At 47.5% G+C, this 12,831-nt stretch carries 14 protein-coding genes; 7 read left to right on the top strand and 7 right to left on the bottom strand.

All coding sequences use genetic code 11. The features are described from left to right. Positions 1-104: 104 nt before the first annotated feature. From NE536_RS03150 to NE536_RS03140, 3 genes are all read right to left on the bottom strand, one after another. Positions 105-557: a hypothetical protein gene (locus NE536_RS03150; RefSeq protein ID WP_071940016.1), complete on the bottom strand. Its 453-nt coding sequence runs from the start codon at positions 555-557 to the stop codon at positions 105-107. Positions 558-752: 195 nt separating this feature from the next. Beyond that, on the bottom strand, positions 753-962 hold the full coding sequence (locus NE536_RS03145; protein ID WP_006079957.1) for a DUF3012 domain-containing protein: 210 nt from the start codon (positions 960-962) through the stop codon (positions 753-755). Positions 963-998: 36 nt separating this feature from the next. Beyond that, positions 999-1,364 (bottom strand): SpoIIAA family protein, encoded by a 366-nt coding sequence (locus NE536_RS03140; protein ID WP_011845671.1) that lies wholly within the window; start codon positions 1,362-1,364, stop codon positions 999-1,001. Positions 1,365-1,500: 136 nt separating this feature from the next. Between NE536_RS03140 and arfB the strand changes: the two genes are divergently transcribed. From arfB to NE536_RS03120, 4 genes are all read left to right on the top strand, one after another. Next, a complete protein-coding gene (arfB, locus tag NE536_RS03135; RefSeq protein WP_261271776.1) occupies positions 1,501-1,932 on the top strand; it encodes an alternative ribosome rescue aminoacyl-tRNA hydrolase ArfB in 432 nt (143 codons plus the stop codon). Between the two features lie 246 nt (positions 1,933-2,178). Continuing rightward, positions 2,179-2,619 carry a type II 3-dehydroquinate dehydratase gene (gene aroQ / locus NE536_RS03130; protein WP_006084274.1) on the top strand — a complete coding sequence of 147 codons (441 nt, stop codon included), beginning with the start codon at positions 2,179-2,181 and terminating at the stop codon, positions 2,617-2,619. A 35-nt stretch (positions 2,620-2,654) separates the two neighbouring features. Continuing rightward, positions 2,655-3,104 (top strand): acetyl-CoA carboxylase biotin carboxyl carrier protein, encoded by a 450-nt coding sequence (gene accB / locus NE536_RS03125; protein WP_107949395.1) that lies wholly within the window; start codon positions 2,655-2,657, stop codon positions 3,102-3,104. Positions 3,105-3,185: 81 nt separating this feature from the next. Beyond that, entirely contained in the window at positions 3,186-3,863 is a 678-nt protein-coding gene (locus NE536_RS03120) for an SDR family NAD(P)-dependent oxidoreductase (RefSeq protein WP_261271775.1), read from the top strand. A gap of 54 nt (positions 3,864-3,917) precedes the next feature. Here the strand turns inward: NE536_RS03120 and NE536_RS03115 are convergent, their stop codons facing one another. Both NE536_RS03115 and NE536_RS03110 read right to left on the bottom strand, forming a co-directional pair. Further along, positions 3,918-5,153: an MFS transporter gene (locus tag NE536_RS03115; protein ID WP_261271774.1), complete on the bottom strand. Its 1,236-nt coding sequence runs from the start codon at positions 5,151-5,153 to the stop codon at positions 3,918-3,920. A 119-nt stretch (positions 5,154-5,272) separates the two neighbouring features. Further along, the gene (locus tag NE536_RS03110; RefSeq protein ID WP_261271773.1) at positions 5,273-6,082 is read right to left on the bottom strand and encodes a hypothetical protein; all 810 of its coding nucleotides are present in this window, start codon (positions 6,080-6,082) and stop codon (positions 5,273-5,275) included. Between the two features lie 159 nt (positions 6,083-6,241). On the opposite strand from NE536_RS03110, the gene ubiD reads away from it, so the two are divergent. The 3 genes from ubiD to NE536_RS03095 all read left to right on the top strand — a co-directional run bounded on the left by ubiD (position 6,242) and on the right by NE536_RS03095 (position 11,006). Further along, on the top strand, positions 6,242-7,723 hold the full coding sequence (gene ubiD / locus NE536_RS03105; RefSeq protein WP_173247757.1) for a 4-hydroxy-3-polyprenylbenzoate decarboxylase: 1,482 nt from the start codon (positions 6,242-6,244) through the stop codon (positions 7,721-7,723). Positions 7,724-7,837: 114 nt separating this feature from the next. After that, positions 7,838-8,548 carry an NAD(P)H-flavin reductase gene (gene fre, locus NE536_RS03100; protein WP_261271772.1) on the top strand — a complete coding sequence of 237 codons (711 nt, stop codon included), beginning with the start codon at positions 7,838-7,840 and terminating at the stop codon, positions 8,546-8,548. Between the two features lie 766 nt (positions 8,549-9,314). After that, positions 9,315-11,006, top strand: a complete 1,692-nt coding sequence (locus tag NE536_RS03095; protein ID WP_261271771.1) for an amidohydrolase — start codon at positions 9,315-9,317, stop codon at positions 11,004-11,006. Between the two features lie 19 nt (positions 11,007-11,025). Here the strand turns inward: NE536_RS03095 and NE536_RS03090 are convergent, their stop codons facing one another. Together NE536_RS03090 and NE536_RS03085 are read right to left on the bottom strand one after the other, a co-directional pair. Continuing rightward, positions 11,026-11,907, bottom strand: coding sequence for a LysR family transcriptional regulator (locus NE536_RS03090; RefSeq protein WP_006084283.1), 882 nt, complete (start codon positions 11,905-11,907; stop codon positions 11,026-11,028). A gap of 229 nt (positions 11,908-12,136) precedes the next feature. After that, complete coding sequence (locus tag NE536_RS03085; RefSeq protein WP_261271770.1) at positions 12,137-12,766, bottom strand: flavin reductase family protein; 630 nt, start codon at positions 12,764-12,766, stop codon at positions 12,137-12,139. Positions 12,767-12,831 lie beyond the last annotated feature (65 nt).

Raw genomic sequence — 12,831 nt, 5'->3', positions numbered from 1 at the left:
TTTGCGGGATGAATATAAATGGCTTATCGCACGGCGAAATAGATTGAGATTCAATAGAATGAATCAAGATCCTTAGACCGAGGAATAAGCTGGATATTGGGGGATTAAGCTATTGGAGGACGGTACTTAGGTAAATTATCGGGCTGGAAATAGGATACATTAGCAGCGAGAAAGACGCTTTCTAACGCTTGCACAGGCTGGCTTAGCCCAGGAGATAACAGCGCCACATGGCCGCCATGGCATTGGCAATCGAGGCACAGGTCAAAATCTTGTAATTCAGTGGTTTTCACTAAGTGGGAATGCAATTCACTGGCATGATTTTCACCCGCGTTATTGCCTAGCACATCAATACTTGCACCAATATCGGCAAAGCCAAGGGCTTGCTCGCTTGGGCAAACGCAATCGACACATTGGGCCAAAGTCGTCACTTGGGCGCTAAATTGCAGATGGGGATGATTATCGGCTTCTTCCGCGCCATTGCCCGCATGTAACTGATGCGCACCCAAATTCGCGCCAGCAAATTGCAGCACGATAATGGCTATCAGTAAGGTCACCATTCGAGTAAAAAATGGCTTAGCGGTAGAATTCAAATATCACCTATAGCAAATAACGGATAACGGATAACGGATAACGGAACATCTGACCCGTATGATAAACATAAGTTCACAGCTCGCAAGCAAAGTCTTTCAAGCTGTGATCTCTAAAGGCTAACGCTGACTAAAATACTCAGTGCTTATTTAAACACGCATCACTTATTTAAATACGCAGTGCTTAGCGTAATCGGCGGCTTCATTAGCAGTCCAATCGCCAGACGGCTTATCTTTCATCTGCTTACACCAAGCATCACTACCGACTTCTGGCGCGCAGGCACTCAGACCAGCGGTAAACGCCAGCACCAACGCAATAGCACTGATTTTTGAAACATTTTGCTTAGAAAAAGCGCGCGATTTAAATAAAGACATACTTCATTCCTTGTAAATACGGTCTACATAAGACCATTAGATATTCGAACGCTTAGTGATCCAAGCAATCGCTTTGGTTTTCTGTTCTAGGGGAAACCATGCCACTTCGCCCTGCATAAAAGGCCCGAGTAAGCGCACCGCATTTCCCACCCAATCAGGACCGCCCACAAATACTAAGGCTTCAAAATTAGGTAATTGGACTTCACCACTGCCGGTGAGTGACTCAAATTCCCAGCCCTCGAGTAACACGTCCGCCTCAATATACAGGCAAACTTGGCCCCAATCCTTACGATAACTCTTAATCGCCGGCTGTAAACGGGTCCGATAATCGGTGGAGGATAGTCGGCCACTGGCAAAAAGACTGATAACACCCTTAGCAATATCGGGGATTTGGCATAACATAGAGGCACTCCGAATCGAGAACACTTTTGCAAGCAATGGCCTTGGCCAATGCTGTGGCAAAGAATGCGCCCGATGATAACAAATCTATTGAAAAGCCATAAGTGATTATTGATGGCTTCTCAATCCATGCTGAAAAATGCCTAAGTTTGCCATGATAAAAATCTCAAACCGTGTGGAACTTCAGGAAAATGAAATCGAGTGGCAATTTATCCGTTCGAGTGGCGCAGGCGGTCAGCACTTAAATAAAGTGTCCACCGCTGCGCAGCTAATTTTCGATATTAAAAGCTCATCATTACCCGAATATTACAAAGAACGCTTGCTCAACAAGGCCGATCACCGCATCACTAAAAGCGGCAAAATCATCATCAAATGCCAAGCGAGTCGCAGCCAAGATGCCAACCGCCAAACGGCGTTGGAGCAATTTATCGCCTTAGTCGCCAGTGTCGGTGAAGTGCAGAAAAAACGCATCCCTACCCGCGCCACCAAAGGCAGCCAAACGCGGCGATTAGAGTCCAAGAAACAAAAAGGCGCCACTAAAGCCATGCGTCAGCAAAATACTGACTATTAGCTTTAATAATTAGTCGCGCTACTAGCTTAGATAGAAGTTAGGCCGCAGTTGAAACTGGCCAACAATGGCGCTGGATTTCAATGGTATAGTCGGCTCGCACATGTTCAGCTCACACACAATCGACTAACGGATAATGCAAAATCGATTTGAACAGGTTAAGTTAGTGGCCTATGTAAAAAACTGAAATAAATTTTTCCAACTTTAATCCCAGCATTAATCCCAAGGCATGTCGTAAAGGAAAGCGCAATGAGTCACAAAATTTTGCTCGTCAATGGCCCCAATCTCAACCTCTTAGGTCGCCGCGAGCCCAGCGTTTATGGTCATCAAACCTTGGCCGACATAGTGGCGGAGTTAAATCAGCAGGCAAAGTTAGCGGAAGTTGAGCTTGAGCATATTCAGTCCAACGCCGAGTTTGAGTTGATCAACGCGATTCATGCGACTGATGCGCAGATGATTATTATCAACCCCGCCGCCTTTACCCATACTAGCGTTGCGCTGCGTGATGCCTTGCTTGGCGTCGCAATTCCGTTCTTTGAAGTGCATTTATCCAATGTGCACGCCCGTGAAGCCTTCCGTCACCATTCCTATTTTTCCGATAAGGCGATAGGCGTGATTTGCGGTTTCGGTTCTCAGGGGTATGAGTTTGCACTGGCAGCGGCCATTAAGCGACTCAACCAGCCACAGTAATCCCATTCAATAGCGTGCTTTGCAAGGGCAGATAAATGGCAATGGATCTTCGTAAAATTAAAAAACTCATTGAGTTAGTGCAAGAATCTGACATAGCAGAACTGGCGATCACCGAAGGTGAAGAATCAATTCGCATCACCCGCTACAGCCCTATGCCAGCCAATGTGCAGTCATCGCAAACGCCAGCCACAGCACGCGTCGCACCTTTAAATACACAGGCAAAGCAAACCGCCGTTTCGCCAAGTGCGGAAGGTTTTGTGCAAGTCTCGCCTATGGTCGGCACTTTTTACGCGGCGGCAGAACTCGATGATGTGCCGCTGGTTAAAGTCGGCCAAAAGGTGAGCCAAGGTGAAGTTGTCTGCATTATCGAAGCGATGAGAATGATGAATCCCATCCAAGCCGAGCGCGATGGCGTGATCAGCGCTATTTGGGCCAAAGACGGCGATGAAGTGGCATTCGATCAACCACTATTTACCTTAATCTAACCGCTCGCCTTATCATGAATTGAAGCGCACTTGAGTTTAAGCTGCGGTTTTCAAGCAAAGGCAGCATTAACCGAGGTCACTATGATATTAATTACCGGCGCCAGCAGTGGTTTAGGCGCGGCGCTAGCATCGCTCTACGCCAAAGAAAATGAACCGCTAACACTCACAGGCCGCAATGCCGAGCGTCTACAAACCGTCGCCAATGCATTAACGCCCTTCTCCAACAAGCCTATCGCCGCGATCACCGCCGATCTCGCCAGTGAATCGAGTCTCGAAGCCCTGTTCGATGGCCTGACGCAAGCCCCTAAAACCGTGATCCACTGTGCGGGCAGCGGCTACTTTGGTGCAATTGAAACCCAAGGGGCGAGCGATATCCAAAGCCTGCTCAATAACAATGTCACTTCGACGATTCTGTTAGTGCGGGAATTAGTGAAACGCTATAAAGATCAAGCAGTCACTGTGGTTGTGGTCATGTCCACCGCAGCACTGGCCGCCAAGGCGGGAGAATCCACTTACTGCGCGGCAAAATGGGCGGTGCGGGGATTTATCGAGTCGGTGCGATTAGAGCTTAAACAAAGCCCAATGAAGTTGATTGCCGTGTATCCCGGCGGCATGGACACAGGCTTTTGGCCCAGTAGCGGTAAGGCTTTAGATACCTCAAGCTTTATGTCCGCCGATGAAGCGGCAGGCATGCTCAAACAAGCCTTAGTTGCCACAGAGCATGGTTATATCGCCGATATCACCATACAAAGGGGCTAAATGTGCGGATTCGAGACGCAGAATATGACCACTACGTCTCTTCCTTAGCACTCGCTAGTCGGCGCAGTTCGCTGTGTTTAGAGTAACGACGCGACGGCTTTCTCTGTGGGTCAGCCACCACATCAGCAGTCCTCCCAATGACAACAAAGACGCCGCATAACCTGTCGCGGCAATGCCTTGTCCTGACAGGATCACTAAACTGCCCACCCAAGGGCCAATTGCATTGGCAAGATTAAAGGCGCATTGCACTAAAGCGCCTGTCATGGCCTGTCCATCGGGCGCCACATCCATCAATCTGGCTTGCACAATAGTGGCGAGCCCCAACCCACAACCGACAAAAAATACCACGGGCATCAGCGCCCAGTAATGTCCGGTCAAACTCGGGTAAATAGCCAACACCACAGTGCTTAACACTAACGACCAAAATGCCGCTGCTAAGGCCGACTTATCCGCCGCCCAGCCACACACTAGCGTGCCCAATGTTGCGCCAATACCAAATACCGCCATCATGATTGGGATCTTAAACGGCTCGACTTGTGTCACTTGGATTAAGGTTTCGGCCAGATAGGTATACACGCAGAAGATACCGCCAAAGCCAATGGCCGCGATGCCGAGCGTCAGCCAGACCTCACGATTTTTAAGGGTTTGTAGCTCTTTTTTGGGACTCGCATCAGCAGGCACGGCTTGATTAGGTGCTAAAAAATACACCATTATCGCGGTAATGGTTGCCAGAATCGCCACTATACCAATACCCGAGCGCCAGCCCACAGTTTGCCCCATCCAAGTCGCAAACGGCACACCGATAATCGTCGCCAGCGTAAGACCAATAATTACCCGCGATACGGCGCGGGCCTTCATTTCTGGTGGCACTAAAGAGGCAGCGAGCAACATAGCCACGCCGAAATAAGCGCCGTGGGGCAAGCCGCTGAGAAAACGAAAAAAGATTAGCCAATTCAATGATGGCGCTAACGCACTTAAGCCATTGGCCACCGCCATTAACCCGGCTAAAGCAATCAAGAGTGTTCGCCGTCTGACCCTAACGGCCAGCACCATGATAATTGGCGAACCGACCACAACCCCCAGCGCATAGGCACTAATGGCATAACTCACATGTGCAACCTCTACCCCTAAATCGCTCGCGATATAAGGCACTAAGGTCATGGAAGCAAATTCTGTAGTGCCTAAAGCGAATGTTCCGAGTGCTAAAGCAAGTAACACCCATAATGTACTGGCGCCCTTATGCTGATTTTGGGCAGATGGATTTTGAACCTGATGTTGAACGGTTTTCAAACGTTTTCTCCGCTATGCTATAAAACGACAACTAGCTGATAACTAAATAATAAAAGATGATAAATAAATTGGAGCCCACTAAGGGGCTCCAATTTCTCAGTCATTTACGTAATGTAAATCTATCTGACTAACTGTTCTTGATAGGTTTGACTGTTCCAGTCGTAAGCGTAAAGCGTGCCTTGCCACTCGTAAAGTGTACGACCATCCTGCTGCACAACCCTAGCATTGCTCGGCAAGCGAGACACACTGTGCGGTGCGCGTGGACGCGGAGTCGCAGCTGTTTTGCCTGTGCCGTTACTAGTTTGCGACACCAGTTGCCCAGTCGTTTGTCCGGCCATATTTACAGGCATACTCGACACCATACGGCCTTCACTCGCAGAATACTGCATACTGGTTGTTACCCGTACAGGTGCAGAAATGGCCACAGGTTCATCGTCGTAGCGCATAGGAATCGACAAACCTATGCCCGAATAGGGCGAGTTCCAGTAATTTCGAGCGTAGGCGTCACGCGATGTATTCCAACCCCAATCATTGTTCCAATGGGTGTTCACACCATAACCGACATTCCAACCCGATCCCCACCCCGTAGCGAGCCCTAAACCCAGTCCTAAACCCCAAGGGTAATAAGGTCGATAATAGGGACGATAATGGCGATTATCTTTGCGCACATGGCGGTTGTCGTAATAATTGTCATAACGATTGTTGTAATGACTGTCGCCACGACTGTGGCTATCACGATGACCATGACGTTCGTCTTGATCCGAATAGCCTCTATTTCCGGCCACCGCCACAGTCGGCACACTGAGCGCCCCCAAAAGTGAGATCCCCACGGCAAGCGATAAAACCAAGCACTTTAGCGACCGCTTATGCGCGCCATGTGATTGACTTTGAACACACTTTTCTTGAGCAAACCATACAGGAATATTCATATAAACCTCGAAATAAAGGGCGTAAGCGAGATCTATCGCGACTTACTGGTAGCCATTTTACGCTTCCTAAGCTTGAAGATCACTGAATTGGTTAACCCTAAAACAGAAAAATGCTATAGTGCGCGCCACACGGATTTTCACCGCAGAGGCTATTTCCACATGAGTTTTAAGGATTTACGCAGCTTTATTGATCACTTAGAAGCCAATGGCGAACTCAAACGCATTAGCTACCCAGTTGATCCTCATTTAGAAATGACAGAGATCGCCGATCGCGTATTACGCGCTCAAGGCCCTGCGCTATTATTTGAAAATCCCAAAAATCATCACATGCCCGTGTTGGTAAACCTGTTCGGTACGCCAAAACGTGTGGCCATGGCACTCGGCAAAGACGACCCATTAGCCCTGCGCGAAGTGGGCGAACTGTTAGCCTTTTTAAAAGAACCCGAGCCACCTCGGGGTTTTAAAGACGCGATCGCTAAGATCCCTATGTTCAAGCAAGCCTTGAATATGCCGCCAAAGACAGTGCGTAATCCGCCTTGCCAACAAATCATCAAAACCGGCGATGAGGTCGACTTAACCCAATTGCCTATTCAGCATTGCTGGCCGGGCGATGTCGCACCACTAGTGACCTGGGGCTTAACCATCACCAAAGGCCCGCGCAAGAGTCGTCAGAATTTAGGCATTTATCGCCAACAATTACTGGGTAAAAACAAGCTGATTATGCGCTGGTTGTCCCACCGTGGCGGCGCGTTAGATTTTGCTGATTTTAAACAACAATTCCCCGGTGAGCGTTATCCGGTTGTGGTCGCACTCGGCGCCGACCCTGTGACCATTCTAGGTGCCGTCACCCCAGTCCCCGATTCCATGAGCGAATACGCTTTTGCCGGTTTACTGCGCGGTGAACGTACCGAAGTCTGTAAGGCATTAAGCTGCGACTTAGAAGTGCCCGCCACCAGTGAAATCATCCTCGAAGGCTATATCGATCCTGAGGAACTGGCGGAAGAAGGCCCCTACGGCGATCACACGGGTTACTACAACGAAACCGATAAGTTTCCAGTATTTACCGTTACCCACATCACTCAGCGTAAAGATGCCATCTACCACAGCACTTACACTGGCCGTCCACCGGATGAGCCCGCCATGCTGGGGGTTGCATTAAACGAAGTGTTTGTGCCGATTTTGCGTAAGCAATATCCTGAGATCGTTGATTTTTATCTGCCACCTGAGGGCTGTTCGTACCGCATGGCAGTGATCTCCATTCGCAAACAATATCCGGGACATGCCAAACGAGTGATGATGGGCGCTTGGTCTTTCCTGCGCCAATTTATGTACACTAAGTTTATTGTCATAGTGGATGAAGATGTGAACTGCCGTGACTGGCAGGATGTGATCTGGGCGATCACCACCCGTATGGACCCTAAACGCGATACTGTGATGATCGAAAACACCCCTATCGACTACCTCGATTTTGCTTCACCCGTTGCGGGCTTAGGCTCAAAAATGGGACTCGATGCTACCAATAAGTGGGAAGGTGAAACCAACCGCGAATGGGGCACGCCAATCGTGATGGATCCAAAAGTAAAACAAAAGATCGACTCAATCTGGGATGAGTTAGGCATAGACGACAGCCCAACCCTATAATTCAGCTTAAGCCATTACTCAAGTATCGGCTTAAGCCAAGAGAATAGGCCAATAACAGGCCTCTAAAGCGACACCTAGACACATACTGTTGAAGAAAGGTGCAAAGGAAGTTTGATGAAAACCATACGTTGTAAGATAGAGAAAGTTAACCCATTTAACGATGCCGTATATCAAGTATTGTTAAGGCCTGAAACCGCCTTCGATTTCCAAGCGGGGCAATACTTATGTGTTGTCATGGGTGAAAAAGATAAACGCCCCTTCTCTATCGCATCAGCGCCAAACGCCGAGCTGATCGAATTACACATTGGCGCCGCTGTAAGTGAAAGCTACCCAATGCAAGTGGTCGAGCGCCTGAAAGCCTGCGCCATTGATGGCAGCACTATCGATATCGAAGCACCAGGCGGCGAAGCCCACCTGCGCCACGAAAGCCAACGCCCTCGCCTCTTAATCGCCGGCGGCACTGGTTTCTCTTACATTAAAAGTATCGTCGAGCACCAAATCGCCATTGGCCAACAGGTTAAAACCACCCTGTATTGGGGTTGTCGCACCCAAGATGCCATGTATTTTGAAACCATCGCCCGCGAGTGGCACGACGCTCACCCTTGGTTACACTTCGTCCCCGTCATCGAAGAAGCTCCCGCAAATTGGCAAGGCAAAACCGCCAATCTGTTAGCGCAAATCAAACAAGATTTTGTCAGCCTAAATGGCTACGACATCTATATCGCCGGCCGTTTCGATATGGTAGGTGCCGCACGGGAAATCTTCCGCGAGATTGGTGTAGAGGAAGCGCATCTCTATGGTGATGCGTTCGCGTTTATCAAATAACGCGATAATTTGTATGCTTGGCTGGCTAACCTTTGCCAGCATAGGCTTAAATAATAAACCCCAGTTTTTACTGGGGTTTTGTTTTATACGTCACGCCGTATTTCACTTTTTGTGGATACATCCACTCAGTAAATTTGCTTATCCAAAGATTATTTGCTGCTTAAGCAAAAGATTAAAGTCGTGGGTCTTCAACCCACACCCGACCAAGGAGGACTGCTCGTCCTATCAAAAACGTCCATGTTAAAAATAGCCAGCTCGATATCCCTATCTCGCGCTCAAAGCGGCCGTAGGCCTTCGCCCTTGGATTCTCCAAGACGCCCCTAGCGAAGTTACATGCATTAGTGACTGGCTTCGTGCTTATTCGAAAATAGTTAACGCTTCCGATGGGGCGTCCCTTCCCCCCGAAAGCGACGCAGACGTCCTGTCTGCGTCACGCTATTTTCTTCAACGCCCTTCAGCAACTTCGCAGGGGAAGGTGAACTACTGTAATCTCGGTGTCGACTGTTTATCCCAAAAGAGTTTTTTCCTGTCCTATCTTTTTACTTTCGCAGGGAAATTGGCGTAACCTTTAGCATAAAATGTATGCCTGTCCGCTCTTTCTTTTTCACAAAAAACCATAGTAACCAGTCACAATGTACCAACAAAAATATGGCTTATCAGTCTTTTCCCATGGGTATCTCATTTTCTTGATAGTCACTAACTTTCACTATTGTGGAATTATCCCATAATGAGTCAATAGCTGACGCAACATGGGATTCAAGTACAAATGAAACAGACTAAGACGCCACACAAACTCGTTAAATGCTTAGCCTTAACGGGATTATTCACCCTATCTGCCTGTGCAAACGACGAACTTGCAGATACTTTACTCACCAATACCCACGTCTATGGCCATGATCAAGCGACTAGTTTAGCCATTAAGGATGGCAAAATTGTCTACATTGGGAATAGCATTAACGCCATGGATCACGTGAGCAATCAAACCAAAGTCATCGATTTAAAAGGTCATTACTTATTACCTGGTTTCATTGATAACCATAATCATGTGTTTGAAGCCGCGAGTGAAATAGGTAGCGACTGTTTACTGGATGATGAAACTAATCTCAACGGCTATATCCGCACATTAACCTCCTGTAAAAATCAGTTGGAAACGGGAGAGTGGTTACTCGGCTATGGCCATCAACTCAGTGTAGTAATGCAAGAGAATGGCCCCACTCCTTTGGCAATATTAGACAAAATCTTCCCCGATAATCCTGTCGTTATTATGGAGCAAACATCCCATTCTATGTGGGTCAACTCCCTTGCATTAGCCAAAGCTAAGATAAGCGCTCATACAGCCGATCCGCAAGGCGGCAAGATCCTCAAAGATGAAGAGAGCGGTAAACTTCTCGGTATTTTATTCGATAATGCTGGCGATCTTGTGATGGAACAAGCATGGAAATCACAACCCAATCTACAACAAGCCAATTATCAAGGTTTATTAAATGGTCTGGCAGCTGCTGCCGAGCACGGGATAACGACTATCGGTGATGGACGACTCTATTGGAAACGTGACTGGTTAGAAACATGGCTAGCCGTCGAAAGTCATGATGAATTAACCGCCAGAGTCAGTCTACGCCCTTGGATTTATCCTGCCGATGAACCCCAAGCACAGCTTGATTTCTTTAAAAAAATTCATTCTGATGATAAACAACGTCTGCTGCTCATCAATCAGGTCAAAATCTACAGTGATGGCATCATCATAAACGGTACTGCCAGTACATTAGCCCCCTATGATTGGAGCTACACCCCCGAACTTCCTAGGGGACTCGAGTATGTTCCTGCCAGTAAAATGGCGTGGTGGCTTACTGAACTCAACAAAATTGGATACGGGGCACATATTCATGCCATAGGTGATGCAGGGGTACGCAACACCTTAGATGCTATTGAAACTTTACGATCTCAGGGAGCTACTCGCCCTTATGCCATGACGCATTTAGAAATGGTATCTCCCCAAGATATCAAACGCTTTGCCTCACTAAAAGTCGATGCCGATTTCCAATTGGGTAGCGATTACATTGCTGCGCAAGATCATGAGTGGGCGATCCCTTTTATCGGTAAGCAACGAGCTCATGCTTTATTACCTATTAACCCTATTTTCAAGACTGGCGCGAATGTAACTTTAAGTAGTGACTGGAATGTGAATGATATCAATCCACTCGTTGGTATTGCTAACGCAGTCTATCTGCAAAATGCAGGCATCACCGATATTCACAGTGCTATTGCAGCCTATACAATAAATCCCGCTAACGCCTTGGGCATAAGTGACATTACTGGTTCTATCGTGCTAGGGAAATCTGCCGATTTTGTTGTATTAGAGCGAGACATTACCCAAGCTACAGCAAAACAAATTGCTGACACTCAAATTTTAATGACGTGGTTAGAGGGGGAGCTAGTGTTCGATCTCAATGATCAATAGCAATCCCGTATCAATCTAATTATTTGCTGAGTTGCTCTTTTATTAACGTCAGCAAAGAAGACCCTAAGGTGCTGGCCTCAAACCCATGATGCCAGCGCATTTCGAGCCGCCGCTTCATAGGCGCAAATTCACTACTCAATTGGACAACTTTTAATCTTCCACTGTCGATTTCTGTCTGCGCTAAAGATAACGGCAAAAAACTATATCCATCCCCTTCGGCAAGTAAGGACTTTAACAAAGCAAGATCGGGGATTTGGCAATAATGGCCACTAAATCCGACTTCGAGATCATCACTTTCAGTCTGCCCTCCTGCCCAAATATATTCACGATAGGGCGCTAATTGTGCGGGGTCGATTACCTGCTGTGAAGCTAATGCATGCTGTCCAGATATCAACATTACCTCTTGATATTCGCCAAGGCGGCAGTAACCCGATTGAGATTGATGTAATTCAACCGTTTCATGTAACAGTAAAAGGTCGATATCATTGGATAAAAAAGCGCTGTGTAAAGCATCGAAAGTATCCACTTTTAAGACAAAATCCAGCGTTGGAAACTGCATTAAATAGCGCTGAATCGTCGAACGTAAGACTTCTAAAGGAATATAATTTTCAACCCCCAACACTAACCGACCTTTACCAAGCTCAGCATAATGGGTCGCCGATTGAGTAAATTGTTCCCATTGGGCCAAGGCTAAAATAGCCTTAGGTAGTAAATGCTCACCTCCCGCAGTGAGTGCCACTTGATTTGCACTACGCTCAAATAAATCCACACCGATGTCGACTTCTAGATCGGCAATCCACTGACTCACTTGCGGCTGACGTTTTCCCAGAGCGCGAGCGGCGGCTGAAACTGAGCCTAGTTGAGTCGTCAATACAAATGCTTTAACTCGTTGAATATTCAAATGTGCTCTACTATTTTATAAGCGCGTTGTGCACTTGACTTTAATACCCGTCAGACGGAATCACAATGTTAACTTACCTATGCAAGACACTTTGTTAAAAATCAGATGTGAAGCCCCACGACTTAGATTTAGATTTTGATTTAAAAAGTTAAAAGTTAAAAGTTAAACTAATGCCCAAAACTCAAACGAAGTTTGAACACCCACAGCCCTGCGGCGAATGAGCAACCCCTTACACTTGTGGTCTATGTAGATCGAAACGTAACGCTTCGGTGATCCCATAATAGGCCGATGGGCCGCCGGCACGTAATACGGGTTCGGCGAGGGCGGTTTGATAAATCCCCTCGGCATTGAGTAAATGCTTAGCAATATGCACGGCCACCACTTCACCTAACACCAACCAAGTATCAATCTTGTCGCCATTGGCGGCGGTGAGTTGAATACATTGGGACAACTTACATTCAAAATTCACTGGGCTTTCAGCCACTAAATCGGCCTTAACAATGGTGCCTGCTTTAGCCGTGAGTCCGGCAAAGCTAAACTCATCTTGACCGCGTGGCAGCATGGCGGAGGTTTGATTCATCTGCTCGGCTAAGCCGCGTGTGGTGAGGTTCCACACAAATTCGCCGGTTTCGACAATATTGGCCACACTGTCTTTCCAGCCCGTGCTGGCAAAGCCGATGATGGGCGGTTTGTAGTTGAAACAATTGAAAAAGCTGTAAGGGGCGAGATTGCGTTGCCCCTCGGCATTGCGTGATGAAATCCAGCCGATCGGTCGAGGCCCCACAATTGCATTTAAAGGATCGTGTGCAAGGCCATGGCCTTTGCTCGGTTCGTAAAAATAGCGGTTATCAGCGGTCATACTTGATCCTTTTGTTATTGCCACATTGTGATTGCCAAATGGGTATTACCACAACCATGACTTGA

The sequence above is a fragment of the Shewanella septentrionalis genome (assembly GCF_025370265.1).
Classification (GTDB): Bacteria; Pseudomonadota; Gammaproteobacteria; order Enterobacterales; family Shewanellaceae; genus Shewanella; species Shewanella hafniensis.
This window is presented reverse-complemented; position numbering and strand designations above follow the sequence as displayed.

What these genes read in the sequence shown, in the direction of transcription:
- NE536_RS03150 (WP_071940016.1), bottom strand. Translation starts at nt 557, where the DNA reads ATGGTGACCTTACTGATAGCCATTATCGTGCTGCAATTTGCTGGCGCG.
- NE536_RS03145 (WP_006079957.1), bottom strand. Translation starts at nt 962, where the DNA reads ATGTCTTTATTTAAATCGCGCGCTTTTTCTAAGCAAAATGTTTCAAAA.
- NE536_RS03140 (WP_011845671.1), bottom strand. Translation starts at nt 1,364, where the DNA reads ATGTTATGCCAAATCCCCGATATTGCTAAGGGTGTTATCAGTCTTTTT.
- arfB (WP_261271776.1), top strand. Translation starts at nt 1,501, where the DNA reads ATGCCTAAGTTTGCCATGATAAAAATCTCAAACCGTGTGGAACTTCAG.
- aroQ (WP_006084274.1), top strand. Translation starts at nt 2,179, where the DNA reads ATGAGTCACAAAATTTTGCTCGTCAATGGCCCCAATCTCAACCTCTTA.
- accB (WP_107949395.1), top strand. Translation starts at nt 2,655, where the DNA reads ATGGCAATGGATCTTCGTAAAATTAAAAAACTCATTGAGTTAGTGCAA.
- NE536_RS03120 (WP_261271775.1), top strand. Translation starts at nt 3,186, where the DNA reads ATGATATTAATTACCGGCGCCAGCAGTGGTTTAGGCGCGGCGCTAGCA.
- NE536_RS03110 (WP_261271773.1), bottom strand. Translation starts at nt 6,082, where the DNA reads ATGAATATTCCTGTATGGTTTGCTCAAGAAAAGTGTGTTCAAAGTCAA.
- ubiD (WP_173247757.1), top strand. Translation starts at nt 6,242, where the DNA reads ATGAGTTTTAAGGATTTACGCAGCTTTATTGATCACTTAGAAGCCAAT.
- fre (WP_261271772.1), top strand. Translation starts at nt 7,838, where the DNA reads ATGAAAACCATACGTTGTAAGATAGAGAAAGTTAACCCATTTAACGAT.
- NE536_RS03095 (WP_261271771.1), top strand. Translation starts at nt 9,315, where the DNA reads ATGAAACAGACTAAGACGCCACACAAACTCGTTAAATGCTTAGCCTTA.
- NE536_RS03085 (WP_261271770.1), bottom strand. Translation starts at nt 12,766, where the DNA reads ATGACCGCTGATAACCGCTATTTTTACGAACCGAGCAAAGGCCATGGC.